This is a genomic window from Agreia sp. PsM10 (assembly GCF_030433855.1).
Lineage (GTDB): Bacteria > Actinomycetota > Actinomycetes > Actinomycetales > Microbacteriaceae > Agreia.
Map to the genome: position 1 here is coordinate 1 of NZ_JARUXC010000011.1, position 20254 is coordinate 20254.

22 protein-coding genes and 1 tRNA gene are annotated in these 20254 nt (G+C 67.9%); 10 read left to right on the forward strand and 13 right to left on the reverse strand.

Features of this window, described 5'->3' with window-relative positions; all coding sequences use genetic code 11:
- Positions 1-135 precede the first annotated feature (135 nt).
- The gene (locus QCD70_RS13610) at positions 136-975 is read right to left on the reverse strand and encodes an NAD-dependent epimerase/dehydratase family protein (protein ID WP_301217178.1); all 840 of its coding nucleotides are present in this window, start codon (positions 973-975) and stop codon (positions 136-138) included.
- A 96-nt stretch (positions 976-1071) separates the two neighbouring features.
- Between QCD70_RS13610 and QCD70_RS13615 the strand changes: the two genes are divergently transcribed.
- Both QCD70_RS13615 and QCD70_RS13620 read left to right on the forward strand, forming a co-directional pair.
- A complete protein-coding gene (locus QCD70_RS13615) occupies positions 1072-1701 on the forward strand; it encodes a YqaJ viral recombinase family protein (protein WP_367316726.1) in 630 nt (209 codons plus the stop codon).
- Positions 1698-2456 (forward strand): alpha/beta fold hydrolase, encoded by a 759-nt coding sequence (locus QCD70_RS13620; protein WP_301217180.1) that lies wholly within the window; start codon positions 1698-1700, stop codon positions 2454-2456. The genes QCD70_RS13615 and QCD70_RS13620 overlap by 4 nt, the downstream gene beginning before the upstream one ends.
- Here QCD70_RS13620 and QCD70_RS13625 read toward each other — a convergent pair.
- Positions 2428-3036, reverse strand: a complete 609-nt coding sequence (locus QCD70_RS13625) for a DUF998 domain-containing protein (RefSeq protein ID WP_301217182.1) — start codon at positions 3034-3036, stop codon at positions 2428-2430. The genes QCD70_RS13620 and QCD70_RS13625 overlap by 29 nt on opposite strands.
- Before the next feature lie 213 nt (positions 3037-3249).
- Here QCD70_RS13625 and QCD70_RS13630 point away from each other — a divergent pair, with 213 nt between their 5' ends.
- Both QCD70_RS13630 and QCD70_RS13635 read left to right on the forward strand, forming a co-directional pair.
- Positions 3250-4272: an NADP-dependent oxidoreductase gene (locus QCD70_RS13630; RefSeq protein WP_301217184.1), complete on the forward strand. Its 1023-nt coding sequence runs from the start codon at positions 3250-3252 to the stop codon at positions 4270-4272.
- A 49-nt stretch (positions 4273-4321) separates the two neighbouring features.
- The gene (locus QCD70_RS13635; protein WP_301217186.1) at positions 4322-5755 is read left to right on the forward strand and encodes an RNB domain-containing ribonuclease; all 1434 of its coding nucleotides are present in this window, start codon (positions 4322-4324) and stop codon (positions 5753-5755) included.
- Between the two features lie 12 nt (positions 5756-5767).
- Here the strand turns inward: QCD70_RS13635 and QCD70_RS13640 are convergent, their stop codons facing one another.
- Positions 5768-6424, reverse strand: coding sequence for a TetR/AcrR family transcriptional regulator (locus QCD70_RS13640; protein ID WP_301217188.1), 657 nt, complete (start codon positions 6422-6424; stop codon positions 5768-5770).
- Between the two features lie 75 nt (positions 6425-6499).
- On the opposite strand from QCD70_RS13640, the gene QCD70_RS13645 reads away from it, so the two are divergent.
- Positions 6500-7933: a DHA2 family efflux MFS transporter permease subunit gene (locus QCD70_RS13645; RefSeq protein WP_301217190.1), complete on the forward strand. Its 1434-nt coding sequence runs from the start codon at positions 6500-6502 to the stop codon at positions 7931-7933.
- 42 nt (positions 7934-7975) lie between these two features.
- Here the strand turns inward: QCD70_RS13645 and QCD70_RS13650 are convergent, their stop codons facing one another.
- The 7 genes from QCD70_RS13650 to QCD70_RS13680 form a co-directional block, all read right to left on the reverse strand.
- On the reverse strand, positions 7976-8506 hold the full coding sequence (locus tag QCD70_RS13650; protein WP_301217192.1) for a GNAT family N-acetyltransferase: 531 nt from the start codon (positions 8504-8506) through the stop codon (positions 7976-7978).
- 146 nt (positions 8507-8652) lie between these two features.
- On the reverse strand, positions 8653-9042 hold the full coding sequence (locus QCD70_RS13655; protein WP_301217194.1) for a hypothetical protein: 390 nt from the start codon (positions 9040-9042) through the stop codon (positions 8653-8655).
- Positions 9043-9831: 789 nt separating this feature from the next.
- A complete protein-coding gene (gene rplA, locus QCD70_RS13660) occupies positions 9832-10521 on the reverse strand; it encodes a 50S ribosomal protein L1 (protein ID WP_301217196.1) in 690 nt (229 codons plus the stop codon).
- A gap of 80 nt (positions 10522-10601) precedes the next feature.
- Positions 10602-11033: a 50S ribosomal protein L11 gene (rplK, locus tag QCD70_RS13665; RefSeq protein ID WP_055776148.1), complete on the reverse strand. Its 432-nt coding sequence runs from the start codon at positions 11031-11033 to the stop codon at positions 10602-10604.
- 199 nt (positions 11034-11232) lie between these two features.
- Positions 11233-12219: a transcription termination/antitermination protein NusG gene (gene nusG / locus QCD70_RS13670; RefSeq protein ID WP_301217198.1), complete on the reverse strand. Its 987-nt coding sequence runs from the start codon at positions 12217-12219 to the stop codon at positions 11233-11235.
- Positions 12220-12375: 156 nt separating this feature from the next.
- Positions 12376-12648 carry a preprotein translocase subunit SecE gene (gene secE, locus QCD70_RS13675; protein ID WP_055924239.1) on the reverse strand — a complete coding sequence of 91 codons (273 nt, stop codon included), beginning with the start codon at positions 12646-12648 and terminating at the stop codon, positions 12376-12378.
- An 89-nt stretch (positions 12649-12737) separates the two neighbouring features.
- Positions 12738-12810: transfer RNA gene (locus QCD70_RS13680), tRNA-Trp, on the reverse strand.
- Positions 12811-13018: 208 nt separating this feature from the next.
- Between QCD70_RS13680 and rfbB the strand changes: the two genes are divergently transcribed.
- Genes rfbB through QCD70_RS13695 form a run of 3 tightly spaced genes read left to right on the forward strand, consistent with a single transcriptional unit; the run spans position 13019 to position 15531 of the window.
- Positions 13019-14017 carry a dTDP-glucose 4,6-dehydratase gene (rfbB, locus tag QCD70_RS13685; protein WP_301217201.1) on the forward strand — a complete coding sequence of 333 codons (999 nt, stop codon included), beginning with the start codon at positions 13019-13021 and terminating at the stop codon, positions 14015-14017.
- Between the two features lies 1 nt (position 14018).
- Positions 14019-14726 (forward strand): HAD-IA family hydrolase, encoded by a 708-nt coding sequence (locus tag QCD70_RS13690; RefSeq protein ID WP_301217203.1) that lies wholly within the window; start codon positions 14019-14021, stop codon positions 14724-14726.
- Positions 14727-14772: 46 nt separating this feature from the next.
- Positions 14773-15531: an HAD-IIB family hydrolase gene (locus QCD70_RS13695; protein WP_301217205.1), complete on the forward strand. Its 759-nt coding sequence runs from the start codon at positions 14773-14775 to the stop codon at positions 15529-15531.
- A 66-nt stretch (positions 15532-15597) separates the two neighbouring features.
- Here QCD70_RS13695 and QCD70_RS13700 read toward each other — a convergent pair whose 3' ends face one another.
- The gene (locus QCD70_RS13700; protein WP_301217207.1) at positions 15598-16374 is read right to left on the reverse strand and encodes an SDR family oxidoreductase; all 777 of its coding nucleotides are present in this window, start codon (positions 16372-16374) and stop codon (positions 15598-15600) included.
- Positions 16375-16439: 65 nt separating this feature from the next.
- Between QCD70_RS13700 and QCD70_RS13705 the strand changes: the two genes are divergently transcribed.
- Positions 16440-16937 (forward strand): MarR family winged helix-turn-helix transcriptional regulator, encoded by a 498-nt coding sequence (locus QCD70_RS13705; protein WP_301217209.1) that lies wholly within the window; start codon positions 16440-16442, stop codon positions 16935-16937.
- Between the two features lie 74 nt (positions 16938-17011).
- Here QCD70_RS13705 and QCD70_RS13710 read toward each other — a convergent pair whose 3' ends face one another.
- On the reverse strand, positions 17012-17749 hold the full coding sequence (locus QCD70_RS13710; RefSeq protein ID WP_301217356.1) for a glycosyltransferase family A protein: 738 nt from the start codon (positions 17747-17749) through the stop codon (positions 17012-17014).
- On the reverse strand, positions 17740-18864 hold the full coding sequence (locus QCD70_RS13715) for a diacylglycerol/lipid kinase family protein (RefSeq protein ID WP_301217211.1): 1125 nt from the start codon (positions 18862-18864) through the stop codon (positions 17740-17742). Before QCD70_RS13715 ends, QCD70_RS13710 begins: the two co-directional genes overlap by 10 nt.
- Before the next feature lie 123 nt (positions 18865-18987).
- Between QCD70_RS13715 and QCD70_RS13720 the strand changes: the two genes are divergently transcribed.
- Positions 18988-20211, forward strand: a complete 1224-nt coding sequence (locus tag QCD70_RS13720) for a pyridoxal phosphate-dependent aminotransferase (RefSeq protein WP_301217213.1) — start codon at positions 18988-18990, stop codon at positions 20209-20211.
- Positions 20212-20254: the final 43 nt, after the last annotated feature.

Here is a 20254-nt window from a genome sequence, read left to right on the forward strand (position 1 = left end):
CAAGGGCCGAACCGGGAGCGTGTCCACGGGCCGTTCCCTTAGCGTGGCGAGGGGCGTTACCGTGAGCGTGTCAAAGGGCGGTACCGGGAGCCTGGCGACGGGCCCCCCTGCGACAGGCTCAGGGAACGGAGAGGGTCAGTCGCGCCAGCTGTGCTTCGGGTCGTAGCCGAGCAGGCGACGGGCCTTGTCGATCGACAGCAGTGTGCGGGTGTTGTCGAGGTCGCCCCGGGTCTCGACGCCCGGAAACACCTCGGCGACGAGCTCCGCATTCGAGCGGCTCATCACGGTGTCGGGCGACGCGATGATGAAGCGGTCGAACCCGGTGTGCTGCCACTCGAGCGCCTTCAGCACGGCCTGCGCGCCGTCGCGCGCGTCGATGTAGCCCCAGAGGTTCCACTTGCGCAGCATCGCGTCCGCGTCGAACGACGGGAACTCCGCGTAGTCGGACTCGTGCATCACGTTCGAGAAGCGCAGCGCCACGATCTTGAGCTCGGGGTTCCACCGGGTGAGCTCGATCGCCATCGTCTCCTCGAGGTGCTTCACCAGCGAGTAGGTGCTCTCGGGTCGGGCCGGGTACTCCTCGTCGACGGGGATGTAAGGCGGCGGCGCATCGAACGGCAGCCCGAGCACGGTCTCACTCGAGGCGTAGACGATGTTCGTGATTCCGGCCCGCTCGGCCGCCTTGAACACGTGATAGGTGCCGAGCATGTTGTTCTCGAACGTCACGACATCGCTTCGGATGCCCGGGGCAGGGATCGCGGCAAGGTGCACGATCGCGTCGAAACCGTCGGGTCCGTCGTCGACGCCGTGGAAGGCATCCACGACATCGCCGTAGTTCGTGAGGTCGAGCCGCACGAAGCCCTCGCCGCGCTGGCCGACGACGTCGAAATTCGTCACGGTGTGACCCTGCTCCCGCAGGTAGGGCAGCACCACGCTGCCGAGCTTTCCAGAACCACCGGTCAGTGCAATACGCATCGAGAACTCCATTGTCATAGGCGAGGAAACGCGTTCGTGGGATCGATCACGCCGCGTCATCCCAGTCTGTCACCGGTCGTGGGAGAGAATGGACCGGTGACCCTCCAGCCCATGCTCTCCTTCCCGTGGGAAGAGGAGCAGCGGCCCGCCCGCCCGGCCCACCTCGAGCGCCTGGTCGCCGACGGCACGAACCGCGTCGAGTGGCTGCGCGCGCGCAGCCGCGGGGTCACCGCCACCGACGTCGCCCGCCTCACGGGCCCGCAGAACCTCGAGTCGGTCGCCTACGACAAGATCAACGGCACCGGCTTCGGCGGCAACATCTTCACCGAGCACGGCAGAGACCGCGAGCCGCACATCGCGCGCTACGTGCGGGCCATGTACGGCGTGCTGCCGAGTTCGTCGCTTTTCCACGCCGAGGGCGAGAAGCGGCATCTCGCGACGCCCGACGGCGTGGCGGTCACCAAGCACGGCACCGTCGAACTCGCCGAGATCAAGACCACGAACAAGGCCTGGCGCTCCATTCCCCGGCACTACCTGCGACAGGTCTGGTGGCAGCAGTACGTTCTGGGCGCCGAACGAACCATCGTCGTGTGGGAGCAGCACGACAACTTCCTTCCCGTCGACCCAGAGCCGCAGAGCCGGTGGGTCGACCGCGACGAGAACGAGATCGCGCGTCTCGTGAGCCTCGCCGACAAGCTGCTCGCGCTCATCCAGCCCGGCCGATGACCGTCGTTCTGCTGCACGGCCTGGGCGGCGAGAGCTCCCAGCCGCTCAGCCTGTTCGCCCCGGTGATCCCGCCCACGATCACCGTCGTGGCACCCGACGTCCGGGCGCATGGCAGCAGCACGGTCGTGGGATCGGCAGCCGACTTCTCGCTGGCGAACCTCGCCGACGAGGTGGCTCTGGCACTCCTGTCGGCGGGCCATGCCGCCACGCCGCTCACCCTGATCGGCATCTCCATGGGCGCAGCGATCGCCCTTCGTCTGGCCCTCGACGAGCGCCTCGACGTGCGCGAGGCCGTCTTCGTTCGACCGGCCTTCACCGACAGCGGACTCCCCGCGAATCTGCGGCCCTTTCCCGTGATCGCCCAGCTGCTGGCCGACCACGGCGCCGTCGAGGGAGAGCGACGATTCCGCCGCAGCGCGCTGTTCGCGCACGCCGCCGCCGAGTCCCCCGTCGGCGCCGACGCGCTGCTCCAGCAGTTCCGCAATCCGCTCGCCGTGGAGCGCTCGAGGCGGCTCGTCGAGATCCCCCGCAACCGTGCCTGGTCCGACGCATCCGAGCCCGCCGCCGTGACCGCCCGCACGGCCGTGGTCGCCGCGATCGGCGACCCCGTGCATCCGGTGGCCGTCGCTGGCCGCTGGGCGGAGCTGCTGCCCGACCCGGACTACGCGGAAGTGCCCTCGCGCGACGCGGGCTACGGAGCGCAGGTCGCTGCGACCCGTCGAGCCGTCACCGCGTTCCTGGGGTGGGGCGCGTAACGCCGAGCAGAGCCAGGGCGAGCGCGGCGAGCCAGAGCAGGGCCACGGTCGTGGCGACGAACTCGAGAATGCCGCCGAGGTCCACCATGAAACGGGCCAGAGACAGGATGCCGCCGGTTCCGGCGACGACGGCGACCACGACGGCCGAGATCCAGGAGAGCCGGGCCAGGCCCGGGTGGTCCTTCGCCGTCGCCACCTGGAGCATCGCGACACAGGCCGCGGCGAATCCGAGCACGGCGATGCTCGTGTGGATGAGGTCCTGCCAGGTGAACGACGAACCGACGGGCAGGGGGCATCCGCTCGTGCAGGTGACCTGGGAGGCCACCGCGAACGAGACGCCCGCGACGACCAGTGACACCGAGGGACTCCACACCGCGAGGATGCGCAACCGCGAGCGCAGGTGGCGCGCGGCGACGGCGACGACCACGGCGGCCGAGGCGATGAGGAGGAGGGCCCAGCGGAACGCCCATGCGGTGGGTTCGCCGTCGGCTCCGAGCTCGCTCACGTAGACGAAACGATTCGCGGCGATGCGCGCTCCCCAGAGGAGGGCGAGCCCGACGAGAACGGCTGTGGCAGCCATCGGAAGGAGGATTCGGACTGTCACGATATGCGAATGGTACCGGGGGTGCCGTTTGTTTGCTTCCAAGGAACACCGTCGTAACACCGGTGAATCATTCGACCGATTGACTGGAGCCTGCGGGAAGCCCGAACGACCCTCACACTCGATGGACTCTGTATTCCCCATCGAGAATCCCTCACGGGATGCCCAGAACCCGTCGATGAAAGGCCAGCGATGACGCCGCACGAGACCCATTCGATCACCCCGAGCCTCGTCAGCGCTCCCCCGTCGAACACTCCCGCGACAATGAAGGCGATCGTGTTCGATGCGCCGGGCGGCCCGGGCGTTCTGCACCTCGCCGACGTGCCCACGCCCGTCCGAGCCGGCTCGGAGATTCTGGTGAAGGTCTCGGCGGCGGGAGTCAATCCGATCGATGCGAAGACGCGGGCGGGCGCCGGCGTCGCGGCGGCCATCCCGCTCTACCCCTCCGTTCTCGGGCGCGATTTCTGCGGCATCGTCGTCGAGAGCCCGTACGACGGGCATCCGCTCAAGCCCGGCGACGAGGTGTACGGCGTCAGCGCCTCGCCGCGGGTGGCCGGCTCGTACGCCCAGTACGTGTCCGTGCCCAGCCTGCAGGTCGCGCGCAAGCCGCGGCGGCTCACCCCCATCGAGGCGGGTGCGGTGCCGACCGCGGCGCTCACCGCCTGGGGGCTGGTGGTCGATGTGGCTAAGGCGCACGAGGGGCAGCGCATGCTCATCCACGCGGGAGCCGGCGGAGTTGGCCACCTCGCCGTGCAGCTCGCGGCATACTTCGGCGCCCGGGTGGTCGCCACGACCTCGGCCGCAAACGCGAGCTGGCTGCGCGAGCTCGGAGCGGAGGAGGTCATCGATTACACGACGACGAGGTTCGAAGACCGGGTGTCGGATGTCGACGTGGTGATCGACCTCGTCGGCAACGTTCGCGACGACACCGGAACGCGCTCGCTCGCCACTCTGCGCCCCGGAGGGCTCATCATCTCGGTTCCCACGGGCAGCTGGCCCGGTTTCGCCGCGGAGGCGGAGGCGGCCGGCATGCGGTCGAGCGGATACTCCGTCGCCCCCGACGCGGCCTGCCTCTCCATCATCTCCCGGCTCATCGACTCGGGCGATCTGCATGTGCACATCTCCGAGATCTACCCCTTGGAGGACGCGGCCGAGGCGCACGCGCTGCTCGAACGCGGACACACCCGCGGCAAGATCGTGCTCGAGATCCCCTAGCGACCCGTGCGAACGGGCGTCGTCACCGGCGCCGCGTACGCTGGGGCGGGTGACCACGTTTCCGCTGAGACTGACCTCCACCGACGACCGGCTCACCGCTGCGATAGCGGCGATCCGTGACGACCTCGCCCTGCCGCAGGGGTTTCCGGCCGCGGTCGAGCACGAGGCCGAGCGCGTCGTCGCGGCGCATCCGCTGCCCGAAGCCGACCTCACGGCGGTTCCGTTCATCACCATCGACCCCGAGGGCTCGACCGACCTCGACCAGGCCGTGCAGATCGAACGCCTCGGCCAGGGGTTTCTCGTTCGCTATGCGATCGCCGACGTGCCGGCGTTCGTCGAACCGCTCGGCGCGATCGACGAGGAGACCCGGCTCCGCGGCCAGACGTTCTACGCCCCGGACGGGCGCATTCCGCTTCATCCGACCGTGATCAGCGAGAACGCCGCGTCACTTCTTCCGGATCTCGAACGAGGCGCGTTCGTGTGGAGGTTCGAGCTCGACGGCGACGGCGCCGTGCTCGACACCACCCTCTCCCGCGCGCGCATCCGGAGCGTGCGCCAGCTGTCGTACCTCGAGGCCCAGCGCGAGATCGACGCGGGCGCGCTCGAGACCGATCCCGTGCGGTCGACGCTGCTGCTGCTCGCCGAGCTCGGCCCTGCGCGGCGCGAGCTCGAGCGCCTGCGAGGCGGTGCGAGCCTGTCGAGACCCGAGCAGATCGTGGAATCGCACGACGGGCACTACACGCTCGAGCGTCGCTCGTCGCTGCCGGTCGAGCAGTGGAACGCGCAGATCTCGCTGCTCACCGGCATGGAGGCCGCGCGCATCATGATCGACGGTCGTGTCGGCATCCTGCGCACGATGCCCGAGCCCGAGCCCGACACCGTCGATCGCTTTCGACGACGCACAGAGGCGCTGGGGCATCCGTGGCCCACAGACATGCCCTATGGCGAGTACCTCGCGTCTCTCGATCCGAACGAACCTCTTCAGCTCGCCATCACGCACGCGGCGGGCTCGCTGTTCCGAGGCGCCGGCTACACGGCCTTCGACGCAGAGCTGCCCGAGCAGGTGATGCAGGCCGCCGTCGCGGCGCCCTACGCTCACACCACGGCGCCGCTCCGGCGCCTGGTCGATCGCTTCGTTCTGGTCGTCTGCGAGGCCCTGTGCGCCGACGAGGCTCCCCCTCGGTGGGTGCGCGATGCCCTCCCCGCGCTGCCCAAGATCATGGCCTCGTCCGACTCGCGCGCATCGCAGCTCGACAGCAGGTCGATCGCGGCGGTCGAGGCGGCCCTGCTGTGCGATCGAGTGGGCGAGGTCTTCGATGCCTCGGTGATCTCGGCAAAGGAGTCCCGCGGAATCGTGCAGGTGCTCGACCCCGCCGTCGATGCAGAGTGCACCGGCGCCCTGACGCCCGGCCAGCGGGTGCGCGTGCGTCTCGTCGAGGCCGAGATCGCGACCGGCCGGGTGCTGTTCGAGCTGGTCGCGTGAGGCAGGTCGGGCCTAGGGCAGGTTCGCCTGCGCCCGATCGGCCGGTCGGTCTGTCGCCGCGCACAGCACGGTGTCGAGCTTCGCCCCGAACGAGAGGGTCATCAGCTCGGTGGCCGCCTCGTCGCCCTCGAAGTTGTCGGGCAGACCGATGGCGAGGAGCGTGTTGATGAGCATGCCGTCGGCGAGGAAGCTGCGCACCTCGTCTGCCGGAAAGTTCGCCTCGTCGCGGAGCAGTCGATAGATCTCTAGGAAGCCCGCCCGTGCCCGCTCCCCGATGACCGGGTCGTGACCCTGGATGAAGCCCTGCATCAGGGACATCAGGATTCCCCTGTCTTCGATCAGGTCGACATAGGCCTGCCCGAGCCTCGCGCCGAGTTCGTTCGACGGGATCTCCCCCGTGCTGTGCAGCCGGAGGACCTCCCGGAACGCCACGGTGAGCTTGCCCAGGGCGCGCTCGATGACCTCGACGAAGAGCTTCTCCTTCGTTCCGAACATGCGCACCACATAGGGCTGGCTGATGCCGGCCGCCTGTGCGATCTGCTCCGTCGTCGTGCCCGCATAGCCGCGCCTGCCGAAGACCTCGCTCGCGTGGCCGAGAATCAGCTCTCGGCGCTCGGCGGCGGGCATGCGTTCTCTGACCGGGTGTTCGACGGCGGCGTTGTTGGTCACGCTTGACATGGTATCAGGTGATAACTTAGCCTCTGGTTATTGATTGATTACTAAGCAGAACCGTCTGGAGAATCCATGTCCGTCGCCCGTCGCATTCCCGTCTGGCTCGCGCTCGTCGCCGCCTCGTTGCCCATGTTCATGGCCACCCTCGACAACCTCGTCGTGACGAGCGCGCTCCCCGTGATCCACGAGGACCTCGGCGCCGGCGTGACCGAACTGCAGTGGATCACCAACGCATACACCCTGAGCTTCGCCGCCCTCATGCTGCTCTTCGTCAGTCTCGGCGACCGCTTCGGCAGGCGGCACTTCTTCGTCGGGGGAATCGTGCTTTTCACAGTCTCGAGCGCCGCCGCCGCGCTCAGCACGGAGCCATGGATGCTCGTGCTCGCCCGGGCGCTGCAGGGTGCGGGGTCCGCGGCCGTGATGCCCCTGTCGCTCACTCTCCTCGTCGGCAGCGTCTCCACCCGCATGCGCCCTCTCGCCATCGGCATCTGGGGCGGCATCTCCGGACTCGGCGTGGCGCTCGGCCCCCTGGTCGGCGGCGCGGTGGTCGAGGGCTGGAGCTGGCAGGCCATCTTCTGGCTCAACGTGCCACTGGGCATCCTGTCGGTTCCGCTCGCCATCGCCGCCCTCCCGAACTCGTTCGGCGCACGGGTGCGCGCCGACGTCATCGGCGTCATCCTCGCCGGGGTGGGAATTCTCGGCATCGTCTACGGGATCGTGCGCGGCAACGATGCGGGCTGGGCGAGCGCCGAGGTGCTCGTCGGCCTGATCGGCGGCGCTGTGCTGCTGGCGCTGTTCCTGGTGAGGGAGTCGCGCGTGTCCGCGCCGCTGCTGCCGCTGCGTCTGTTCCGAGACCGCAGCTTCTCGATCTCGAACGCGGTGGGCCTCACGTTCAGCTTCGGCGCCTTCGGCTCCGTCTTCATCCTCATCCAGTTCCTGCAGATCGTGCAGGGGTACTCCCCCCTCGAAGCGGGTGTTCTCACCATGCCCTGGACCATCGCGCCCATGGTCGTGGCCCCGCTCGCCGGGCTCGTCGCACCCCGCGTCGGCACGCGCATCCTGATCGTCGCCGGCCTCACCTCGTTGGCGATCGGCATCGGCTGGCTGGCCGCTACCATGGCCCCGGATGCGACGTACCCGAGCATGCTTCCCGGGTTCATCTTCGCGGGGCTGGGCATGGGCCTGGTCTTCGCGCCGAGCTCCACCGCGGTGCTGGTGAACATGGCTCCCGACGACCACGCCAAGGCCTCGGGCACCAACTCGACGCTGCGCGAGATCGGCGTCGCCCTCGGCATCGCCGTGCTCACCGCCGTCTTCACCGGGGCGGGCGGCGAGCTCACGCCCACCGGGTACGTGGATGCCGCGGTGCCGGCCGTGTTCGTCGGCGCCGGGGCCCTGGCCCTCGCCGCCGTGATCGCGCTCTTCCTTCCGGCCGGGCGGAGCCGCGGCATGCGCGACGTGGCCCCGCTCACCCCGGAGCCGGTGCTCGTCTCGGCCGCACCCTGATCCTCTCGAAGGGCGCCGTTCCCTGAGCCTGTCGAAGGGCGCCTACAGGGCGAGTTGCCTCACGAAGTCGTCTTCGTAGGTGTCGCCGACGAGAAAGTGCTTCGTGCCCACCCTCACGAAGCCGTTCTTCTCGTAGAAGCGGTTGGCGCGAGCGTTCTCCTCGTTCACGCCGAGCCACACCCCGGCGGCGCCGCGACCGCGCGCTGTCAACAGCGTCTCGGTCATCAGGGCTGCGGCGATGCCCTGGCCGTGGTGGCCCTGCATGACGTAGAACTTGCTGAGCTCGATCGACGGCCGCAGGCTGAGGGCCGCGACGACGTCGGGATCGCTCGGCTCGGCGAACACCAGCATCGTGTAGCCGACGACCTCGTCGTCGACCTCGGCGATCAGGATGTCACGGGCCGGGTCTGCGAGGTACGCCTCGAAGTTCGCCTGGCTGAGGTGAGTCGCGATGAAGGCCGCCTTGGCCTCGTCGGTGGTGTGCGGAGGACACGCGAGCGGGAAGGTGGCGGCGGCGACCCGGGCGAGCGTCGCGGCATCGGACGCGACGGCAGGCCTCACAGAAACAGACATCCCGCCACACTACTGCCCTCTGCCAAACGGCACTCTGCCCACCGATCACGGGCACCGTGTTGCCAGTCCGGTGCACACCTAGGGGCCGAGTTGCCGACTGCGGCGATCCGAACTGTCACCGCATTGCTTTAGCCACGTGCCGACGCTCAGTTCGACCTGTAGCGGAGCCTTCCTACCCACCCCTGCCGGTCGAGTTCTCCCTGCAAATCCGCGAGAAACTCGAAGACTCCAGGCGGCTTCAGGTCATCGCCGACCACGCGAAGTGCGACCATCTCCTCGCCCGCGAGCTGCCGAAAACGCCTGATGTCGCGCATCCATTGACTGCGGCTCGTGCGGTGATGGTCGCCTTCGTAGTCGAGGGTGATGCGGTAGTCCCGAATGCGCAGATCGGGCTGCACGATGACACGGCCCCGCTCGTCGAGGATGGCTTCGTTGACGACGAGGTCCGGGCATCCTGCCCGAAGCAGCAGCAGACGAAGCTGCGTCTCTTTCGGTGAATCGACGCCTTCCCGTATCGCTCCCAGCGCTGCCGACACGAGGCGACTCCCTCGGCGGTCGGCGGACTGTTCCGCGGCTGCGCGCAGTTCTTCGAGCGTCGCCAGGGGGCGATATCCCCTTCTGGTCTCCCGTGCTCGAACGAGGTAGTCGCCTGCAACGACGACATCCTCGAGAGTCAACGACGTGCTCGCCAGCTCGACCCAGGCCCGCGCCGCGGTGCTGTGCGCGAACCCGGCGGATCGCATCCACTCAGTGCCTGTCAGAGTCGCACGATGGCCGAAGACCTGGGCACGCCGGGGAGCACGATACGGCGCAGGCACAGTGACATGGATGCTCGGAGTCCCGGCCGCACCCACGGGAAATCCGTAGAGCCGTGCCGCCGAGCCATGGCTGACGAAGGAACCGGCAGGGAGTACCCGCATCAGTGCCCGACAGCGCTGAATGAAGGTCGGCCCGGAACGAGACGCGAGGTTGACGCCACGAACAGGCTGACGAATGTCTCTAGCACGGAGCCTCGACGCGCCGATTCCTCGCGCGAGCGCCTCGCGAGTGGTGAAGGCGCGAAGGATCAGATCATCGGGGAGCGGCGCTGGGGTAGGCATGAAGCGAGGATGACAGTGCTCGACGCGGGTGCAGAAGCGCCTTCCTGCAACTGTGCACGGGCGGGATTCTCGGTCGCCTGTGGCGGAGTCGATCATGTGGGCGGTTCCGTTGCTTCGGATCGTCACCTCGTGGCCACCTCACGACGGCAACTGCCATCTCGGGGCGTGGATGCAGAAAGGGCCGCCCTCGCGATGCGAGGGCGGCCCTTTCTGAGGGAGCTGAGCCTAGATGGCGTTGACGTCGAGCGGGATGCCCGGGCCGAACGTCGTGGAGACCGTGCCCTTGTGGATGTAGCGGCCCTTGGAGGAGGACGGCTTCAAGCGGACGACCTCTTCGAGGGCGGCCTTGATGTTGTCGGTGAGCTGGTCTTCGGAGAACGAGGCCTTGCCGGCGACGAAGTGCACGTTGGAGTGCTTGTCGACGCGGAACTCGATCTTTCCGCCCTTGATCTCGTTGACAGCCTTGGCGACGTCGGGCGTCACGGTGCCGGTCTTCGGGTTGGGCATAAGACCACGCGGGCCGAGCACCTTTCCGAGACGACCGACCTTGCCCATGAGCTCGGGGGTCGAGACGGCGGAGTCGAAGTTCGTGTAGCCGGCGGCCACCTTCTCGATGAGCTCGTCGCCACCGACCTCGTCGGCGCCGGCCGCGATGGCGGCCTCTGCTGCGGGGCCCGTCGCGAAGACGATGACGCGCGCGGTCTTGCCGGTGCCGTGAGGAAGAATCACGGTGCCGCGGACCATCTGGTCTGCCTTGCGGGGGTCGACACCGAGCTTGAGGGCGACCTCAACGGTGCTGTCGAACTTGGCGGAGCCGGTGACCTTCGCGAGGGCGACTGCCTCGGTGGGCGAGTAGACCTTGCCCTCTTCGATCTTCTCTGCCGCGGCCTTGTAAGCCTTGGAATTCTTTGCCATTGTCGATTCTCCTGAATCTGAGAGTGTGGTTTACGTGAGCCTGGCTGGCTCTCCCACGTCGTGCGTTAAGCGGTGAGGTGTTACGCCTCGACCGTGATGCCCATGGAGCGGGCGGTGCCGGCGATGATCTTCGACGCGGCGGCGATGTCGTTCGCGTTGAGGTCGGCCATCTTGGTCTCGGCGATCTCGCGGACCTGAGCCTGGGTGAGCTTCGCAACCTTGACGGTGTGCGGCGTGCCCGAACCCTTGGCGACTCCGGCGGCCTTCTTGATGAGCTCGGCGGCCGGGGGCGTCTTCAGGATGAACGTGAACGAACGGTCTTCGTAGACGGTGATCTCGACGGGGATGACGTTTCCGCGCTGAGCTTCGGTTGCTGCGTTGTACTGCTTGCAGAACTCCATGATGTTGACGCCGTGCTGTCCGAGCGCCGGCCCGATGGGCGGTGCGGGGTTGGCGGCGCCGGCCTTGATCTGAAGCTTGATCAGACCAGTAACCTTCTTCTTCGGTGCCATGATTTCTCTTCCTTCTCTGTGTCGAGTCGGCCCTGATTGGCGAACTCTCCCGCCGTTCGGTGAACGCGGTTTGTGGTCGACCCCGTCAGCACGCCATTGGCGCGCCGGAATGAGCACAACCCCGCAAGCATACGCGATTCAGCCCGTTAACGCCATCGAGCCCACCGGATCAGCGGTGGGCTCGATGGGATGAAGAGCGTTAGAGCTTGGTGACCTGGTCGAAGCTGAGCTCGACCGGAGTCTCGCGCTCGAACAGGGAGACGAGCACCGTGAGCTTGCCGCTCTCGGGCTTGATCTCGCTGATCGACCCGGGCAGACCCGCGAACGAGCCTTCCTTGATCGTGATGGTCTCGCCGATCTCGAAGTCGACCTCGGCCGGGATCGAGCGGGAGACGGCCTTGCCGCCCTTGCCACCCGACGCCTTGGCCACGGGGACCTCGGCGACGACGACGAGCGACTGCAGCATCGAGAACGCCTCTTCGAAACGCAGCGGCGTGGGGTTGTGCGAGTTGCCGACGAAGCCGGTGACGCCGGGCGTGTGACGCACGACAGACCAGCTGTCTTCGTTGAGGAACATGCGCACCAGCACGTAGCCGGGGATGCGCACGCGGGTGACGAGCTTGCGCTGGCCGTTCTTGATCTCGACGACGTCTTCCATCGGAACCTCGACCTGGAAGACGAAGTCCTCCATGCCCATCGAGGTCTTGCGGCTCTCGATGTTCTGCTTCACGCGCTTCTCGAAGCCGGCGTAGGAGTGGATGACGTACCACTTGCCGGGGAGGGTGCGGAGCTCTTTGCGGAACGCCTCGTAGGGGTCGACCTCGGCGGGCTCGGCCTCGGCCTCATCGGCCTCGTCGTCACCGGATGCGTCGGGCTGGCCGGCCGCGTCGATCACGTCTGCCTCGGCCTCGGCCTCGGCGACCGCGGTGGCGATGTCGTCTTCATCGGCGTCGAGCACCGTGTCGGCGTCGGGGTCGTCGATCACGTCGATGGCCGCTCGGGCCTCGTCTGCGTCGCTGATGTCGAGGGCGTCATCGACGATGGCGTCGGCCTCGGGGTCTGGGTTCGCGTCGATAGCCTCGAGGAGAGCGTCGAGGTCGGCGGGCGTCTCGCGCGCCGCCGTGCTCTCGGCTGACTTCTCTTCGGCTGCGACGATATCGACGTCGTCGCGCTGTGACTCTGACACGTAAATCCGTTCCAATTCGTTTATTGATGCGCTCCGCGCATGGGGCCTTCGGTCACCGCTCAACGGCACCAAGCCGTACTACTGCAAAGGTCGGCCGCTCTACTTCTCAGGCTGCACCTGTTCGAGTGGAACATGTGTACCCCGTCTTCAATATATTCAGACCGGGTTGCCGAAGACGATCAGTGCAAGCCAGGCGAACACCGCGTCGAGACCCGACACCAGCGCCATCATGATGATGACGAAGACCAGAACGACTGCGGTGTAGCTCAGCAGCTCCTTGCGCGTCGGGGTGACGACCTTCTTGAGCTCCTGGAAGACCTGCTTGATGAAGAGCACGATACGGGCGAACGGGTTGCGGCGAGCAGCCCGTTCTTTCTTGGCGCTCTCGACGACGTCTTCACTCGGTTCGTCGATTACTTTGCGTGCCACGTAAGTAGTTACCCTTCACAATTCGGCCATCCGGCCCAATCGCATCCGTTCTCCCTCGCCGAACAGCGAGGGCTACCGGATTCGATCAGCAGGGCGGACAGGACTCGAACCTGCAACCTGCGGTTTTGGAGACCGCTGCTCTACCAATTGAGCCACCACCCTTCGGGCTGAGAAGCCCGGGAATCGATGCCCTCCAAGCTGTCGCATACCCAAAATGGGCACAAAAAAGCTTGGCAGACTTCAACTACCTCGACCAAGTGTAGGCGAGAGCAGAACGAGAGTAAAGCCAGCGCACACAGCCCTCCCTGAGAGCGGCATCGGGCCCCCGTTACTATGGGGTCATTCTTTTCCTCTACTTCAGGAGATCTCCGTGCGCAAGCTTCTCGTTACCGGTGGGGCCGGTTTCATCGGTTCCAATTTCGTGCACTACGTGCTCGAGAACACCGATGACCACGTGACCGTGCTCGACAAACTGACCTACGCCGGCAACCTCGCCTCGCTCGAGGGGCTCGACCCGGAGCGGTTCACGTTCGTCAAGGGCGACATCGCCGACGCGGCCCTGGTCGACGGGCTCGTGAAAGACGCCGACGTGGTGGTGCACTACGCGGCAGAGAGCCACAACGACAACTCCCTGCACGACCCGCGTCCCTTCCTCGACACGAACATCATCGGAACGTTCACGCTGATCGAGGCGGCCCGCACCCACGACGTGCGCTTCCACCACATCTCGACCGACGAGGTCTACGGCGACCTCGAGCTCGACGACCCGGAGCGCTTCACCGAGCAGACCCCCTACAACCCGTCGTCGCCCTACTCCTCCACCAAGGCCGGCAGCGACCTGCTGGTGCGCGCCTGGGTGCGCTCGTTCGGCCTGCGCGCCACCATCTCGAACTGCTCGAACAACTACGGCCCCTATCAGCACGTCGAGAAGTTCATCCCACGCCAGATCACGAACGTGCTCACGGGTGAGCGCCCGAAGCTCTATGGAGCGGGCGAGAACGTACGCGACTGGATCCACGCGAACGACCACTCCTCGGCCGTTCTCACCATCATCGACAAGGGCGAGATCGGCGAGACCTACCTCATCGGCGCCGACGGCGAGAAGAACAACAAGCAGGTCGTCGAGCTGATCCTCGAGACCCTCGGACAGCCGTCGGACGCCTACGACCACGTCATCGACCGCCCGGGCCACGACCTGCGCTACGCGATCGACTCCACCAAGCTGCGCACCCAGCTCGGCTGGACCCCGAAGTACTCCGACTTCGAGTCTGGGCTGGCGTCCACGGTGGCCTGGTACCGCGACAACGAGAACTGGTGGAAGCCGCAGAAGGCCGAGACCGAGGCGAAGTACCAGCTCCAGGGGCAGTAGCGTGACGACCGCCGCTTCGACAGGAGCCGACGGCACGACGAACCTCACCGCGCGTGCCGTCCTGTTCGACATGGACGGCACCCTCGTGGACTCGACCGCCGTGGTCGAGCAGGTCTGGACCGCCTTCGCGGCCGAGAACGGCCTGGATGCGCAGGCGATCATCGCGACCGGCCACGGCGTGCGGGCGGAGGACACGATGCTCCGCCACGGACCGGCCGGCTTCGACGTCGCCCGGGGCGCCGACCGCCTCTTCGACCTCGAGCTGGCCGCGGTCGACGGGATCGTCGCCGTTCCCGGAGCCGCCGCGTTCGTCGAGAGCCTGCCCGCGGCATCCATCGCCCTGGTCACCTCGGCGAGGCGCGCGCTCGCGCTGCGCCGCCTCGAACTGGCCGAGGTGCCCGCCCCCGGGGTGGTCGTGACCGCGGCCGACGTCGAGCACGGCAAGCCAGCCCCCGACTGCTACCTGATGGCGGCGTCGCTGCTGGGCGTCGACCCCGCCGACGCGATCGTCTTCGAGGATGCCGAGGCCGGTATCGCCGCGGGCCTCGCGGCGGGCATGCGCACCGTGGTCGTCGGCTCGCACGAGAGCGAGACCACCCGCGGGCTTCCGCGCATCCGCGACTATCGCGACGTCGTCGTGACCCTGCACGAGCCGGCCGCCGGCGACGCCGACGCCCGGCCGAGCTTCACCATCGCACTGCCCCTCTAGAATCGACGCGCCCGCGACTTTCGCGACCGGTGCAGAACGGACAGCCATGACCTCGACTCCCCGCCTCGTCGCCTTCGATCTCGACGACACCCTCGCGCCGTCGAAGACGGCCATCGATCCGCGCATGGCCGACCTGCTGCTCGAGCTGCTCGACCGCGTCGAGGTCTGCATCATCTCGGGTGGACAGTACGGACAATTCACGGCCCAGGTGATCGACAGGCTCACGAACGCGAGCGGGGCGGCCCTCGAGCGGCTGCACCTCATGCCCACCTGCGGCACCCAGTACTACCGCTACGGCGAGGGCACCTGGAACCAGGTCTACGCGCAGAACCTCACCGACGACGAGAAGCAGCGTGCGCTCGCCGCCGTCGAAACCGAGGCCAAGCGGCTCGGCTACTGGGAGAGCGAGACCTGGGGCCCGATCCTCGAGGACCGCGGCTCGCAGATCACGTTCTCGGCCCTCGGCCAGGGCGCTCCCGTGGCCGAGAAATCGGCGTGGGACGCCGACGGGGTCAAGAAGAACACGCTGCGCGAGGCGGTGCAGGCGCTCCTCCCCGACCTCGAGGTGCGCAGCGGCGGCTCGACCTCCGTCGACATCACGCGGCAGGGCATCGACAAGGCCTACGGAATGACCCGCCTGGCCGAGCTCACGGGCATTCCCCTCGACGACATGCTGTTCGTGGGCGACCGCCTCGACCCCGACGGCAACGACTACCCGGTGAAGGTGCTCGGGGTCGAATGCCACGCGGTCGAGGGCTGGCACGACACGGCCGCCTACCTCGACGAGCTCATCCCGACGCTGTAGGCCCGCTCCCTGAGCCCGTCGAAGGGAGCCCGTCTCGACAGGCTCGACGAACGGGGCCTCCGGCGATCACCAGGTGGAGTCGCCCCTGATCACCGCGTCGCTGCCGCCGTCGACGAACACGATCTGGCCGCAGAGGTGCGAGTTCTCCTCGCTGACCAGCCACGCGAGCAGCCGCGCGGGCACGATCGCGTCGGCGAAGCCGTTGAGCGGCATGGGCACACCCTGGCGGATCTGCTCCCTGCCCTCCTCGGTCTCGAGCAGCGGCGCGGTCATGGGGGTCACGATGACGCCTGGCGCGATCGCATTCAGGGGGATGCCCGCCCCGGCCCAGTCGGGCGTCGGAGCAGTGCGCCGAATCCACTGCGCGAACGCCTTCTTGGTCGAGGCGTAGATCGTGCCGCCGGTTCCGCCCTTCGCCACGGCCTCGGCCCTCGTGAGCGCCGCCGCCTCGTCGCCGGCGGCCATCGCGGCGACCAGTTCGTCGTCGACGGGATGCAGGCTCGCCATGGAGGCGACCCCCACGGCGCGCGGCGCGTCCGACGTCGCGAGCAGCGGGCGCAGCCCCTCGAGGGTGGCGACCATCCCGAAGAAATTCACCCCGACGGTCGCGGGGATCTCTGCGGCGAGTCCCGCGATCGCGAGCACCCCGTCGATGGATCCGCCGCTGATGCGCTCGACCTCGGTGACGAGCGTGCTGCGCCCCTCCGCCGTGGTGAGGTCGACGGTGATGTCGGCGTTCCTCAGGTCGACACCGATGACGGTGGCTCCCCGTTCCGCAAGAAGGGCGGCTGTGGCCTGCCCGATTCCGGATGCGGCTCCGGTGACGACGTACGTGCGAGTCATGAGATCTCCTTTGGTCATGAAAAGGTTTCCATTGGAAAGCATATCTGTCGACTAGCGTGGACTCCATGGTCGGCGGCGAAACCTCAGGCGAGTACGCCGCTCCCCTGCAGTACCGCTCCGAGCTCGTCGCGATCCTCGCCGACCTGCAGGGCGTGTGGGACTCTCCGCGGTTCCAGTCCGGCATCGCGCACTCCCGCCGACGCGACTTCGGCGCCATCGAGGTGCGCATCCTCTGGACCCTGGCCCGCCGCGGCCCGCTTCGATCGTCGGCGCTCGCCCAGCTGCTGGTGACCGGCGCCCCGACGATCAGCAAGGCGCTCGTCAAGCTGACGGCATCCGGCCTCGTTCGCCGCGACGTCGACGCCAGCGACGGCCGCGCGCACACCATCGCGCTCACCGACGCGGGCGTGGCCGCCGCGCAGGATCTCTACGACGCGGGCGACGACATGATTTCCGAGCTCCTCGCGGACTGGCCGGCCGACGAGGCCGCCGACTTCACGCGCTTCGCCCGACGCTTCCTCGAGCAGACCATCGCCTACGCCACGCGCCTGCCCGCCCCCTGAGCCCGCCCGTTCGCTGAGCCTGTCGAAGGGAACCGTCTCGACAGGCTCGACGAACGGGGTCCCTGTTCGACGACTCAGGGAACGCGCCACAGGATGCGCCGAGCCCAGCGCAGCCACGGCAGGTCGTGCGGCCAGTGGATGAACAGGGAATGGAAGCCCCGGCGAATGCGGGTCGCGAACCCGCTCGCATCGAAGAGCGGGCGCATCGAGATGCCCATCCCCAGCCGTCGCACGTAGCGGATGCGCCGGCGCGGCCCGATGTGCATCGACAGGTCCATGTCGTCGTGAACGACCTCGTCGCCCCGGTGCACGGCGTCGCTCACCGACACCCAGGCGTCGCGCCGGATGGCGAAGTTCGAGCCGAAGAGCGGCGGGTGCCCGAGGGCCAGGAACACCGTGCCGAAGTACGCGCCCAGGTAGAACAGCGCCAGGGGCGCGCGCAGGGCCCTCGGTCCGTCGATGAAGTGCGCGCCGCCCGTGACGGCGACGGCATCCGGATGCCCGACCAGGGCCCGTTCGATTCGCTCGAGCCAGTCGCGCCCGGGCACGCAATCGGCATCCAGTCTCGCGATGACGTCGCAGGCGGCCGCGTCGTAGCCTGCCGCGCTGGCCGCCGGGATTCCGCCGCCCTCGATGAAGACCACGCGGGCGCCGGCATCGCGGGCGACCCGCGCGCTGTCGTCGCTCGAGCCGTTGTCGACGACCACGATCTCATCGGGTCGGCGCGTCTGGCCCGCGATCGCGCGCAGGCAGCGCGCCAGCAGGTCGGCGTCGTCCTTGACCGGGATGACGACCGAGATCGTCAGCGCGATGGGGTCTCGTCACCCGAGGCCTCGAAGAGGTCCTCTTCTGCCCCGTCGCCTTCGTCGATGCGCTCACCCGGCAGGGCGGTCTCGTCGGGCTCGTCCTCGGGCTGCGGCTCTTCGAGCGCGGCCTCCGCCGGGATGCGCACGCGCAGCGCGCCCGCGTCGACCCATGTGCGGAAGGCGACCGTGGTGCCGAAGCTGTCGCCGTCGAGCTCGATGTCGTGGGCGCGATCCAGCTTGACGACGAGCTCCTTGCCCTTCACGTAGTTGAGGGCGCGCACCTCCTTCGACAGACCGGCGAGGCGACGGCCCGCGGCGGTGCGGCGCAGCACGCCGTTCTCCCAGACGATCTTCACGATGATCTGAACCCAGCCGACGACGCCCTTCGGACGCAGCATCACGATGTCGAAGAGGCCGTCGTCGACGGCCGCCTCGGGAAGCAGCAGGATGTTGGCCGGCAGCGACCCGCAGTTGCCGATGATGATCGTGTGGGCGCGCACGGAGTGGTTGCCCTGCTTGTCGAGGTTGTAGCGCATGCGCAGCTCGTTCTTGTCGCGCAGCGCCTTGGCGATGGCGCTCACATACGCGAGCCAGCCGACCTTCTTCTTGAGGTCGTCGTCGGTGTTGGCGATCATCGTGGCGTCGATGCCGAGACCGGCCATCACGACGAAGGCGAACTTCTCGACGGAGCTGTCCTCCCGGCGCACCTGGATCATGCCGACGTCGATCGCACGATCGTCACCCGAGAAGGCGGTCTCGACGGCATGGTCGAGGTCGTTCAGGGTGAGGTCGAGGTTGCGGGCGAGCAGGTTGCCCGTTCCGCTCGGAAGCAGGGCGAGCGAGGCCTCGCTTCCGTGAACGGCCTCGGCGACCGACCGCACCGTGCCGTCACCGCCGGCCGCGAGGATCATGTCGGCACCGGCATCCAGAGCGTCTTTCGTGACACCCTGCCCCGGGTCGTCGACGCTCGTCTGGAACCAGAGCGTCTCGCCCCACCCGTTGGGGCCCTCGTGCCGCTCGACCGAGGCGCGCAGCGCGTCGAGGTCGACCTTGATCGGGTTGTAGACGACGGCGGCGACGGGCTTCTGGCTGTCGGATGCGTCGGGCTGGTTTTCGCTCATGGGTCAAGGGTATGGGTGACGTGCGATTGCAGGAATATATCCCTCCGACCGGATGCGCAAACGGCCGCGGAGGCCCTAAACTCTCCCGTCGATTCGCGCCCCCTCCCGCTAGGCTTGACTCTTGTGACCGAACCCACCCGCATCTCGCACCGCATCGCATCCATCGCCGAATCGGCGACCCTGAAGGTCGACAGCAAGGCCAAAGCGCTCCAGGCGCAGGGCCGCCCTGTCATCAGCTATGCGGCGGGCGAGCCCGACTTCGCCACCCCCTCGCACATCGTCGAGGCGGCGTCGCGCGCGGTGCTCGATCCCAAGAACTACAAGTACACCCCCGCGGTGGGCCTGCCCGAGCTGCGCGAGGCCATCGCGGCCAAGACGCTGCGCGACTCGGGGCTCGAGGTGTCTGCGGCGCAGGTCATCGTCACCAATGGGGGTAAGCAGGCCGTCTACCAGAGCTTCGCCACGCTGCTCGATCCGGGCGACGAGGTGCTCGTGCCCACTCCGTACTGGACCACGTACCCCGAGGCGATCCGTCTCGCGGGTGGTGTGCCCGTCGACGTGTTCGCCGGCAGCGACCAGAACTACCTCGTGACCGTCGAGCAGCTCGAGGCCGCGCGCACCGAGCGCACCAAGGTGCTGCTGTTCGTGTCGCCGTCGAACCCCACGGGCGCGGTGTACTCGGAGGAGCAGACCAAGGCGATCGGCGAGTGGGCCGAGGCCAACGGGCTGTGGGTCATCAGCGACGAGATCTACCAGAACCTCACGTACCCTTCGACAAGCTCAGGGCAAGCGCCGAAAGCTGCATTGTCGATCGTCGAGGCCGTTCCGGCACTGGCCGACCGCACGATCCTCGTCAACGGCGTCGCGAAGACGTACGCGATGACCGGATGGCGGGTCGGGTGGATGGTCGGCCCGGCCGACGCCATCAAGGGCGCCGCGAACCTGCAGTCGCACCTCTCGAGCAACGTCTCGAACGTGTCGCAGCGCGCCGCCATCGAGGCCCTGAACGGTCCGCAGGACGCGGTCGAGGAGATGCGCCAGGCCTTCGACCGTCGACGCAAGACCATCGTCGCGGGCCTCAACGCCATCGACGGAATCGTGTGCCCGACTCCGGAGGGCGCGTTCTACGTCTACCCCGATGTCACCGGGCTCCTGGGGCGCTCGTGGGGCGGAGTCACTCCCACCACGTCTCTCGAGCTCGCCGATCTGATCCTCGACCAGGCCGAGGTCGCCGTCGTTCCCGGAGAGGCCTTCGGGCCCAGCGGGTTCCTGCGTCTGTCGTACGCGCTGGGCGACGAGCCGCTCGCCGAGGGCATCGCCCGACTGCAGAAGCTCTTCGCGGTCTAGCCTCGCCGCTTTTGTGCCCGAACACCTCCATTACGCATCTGTC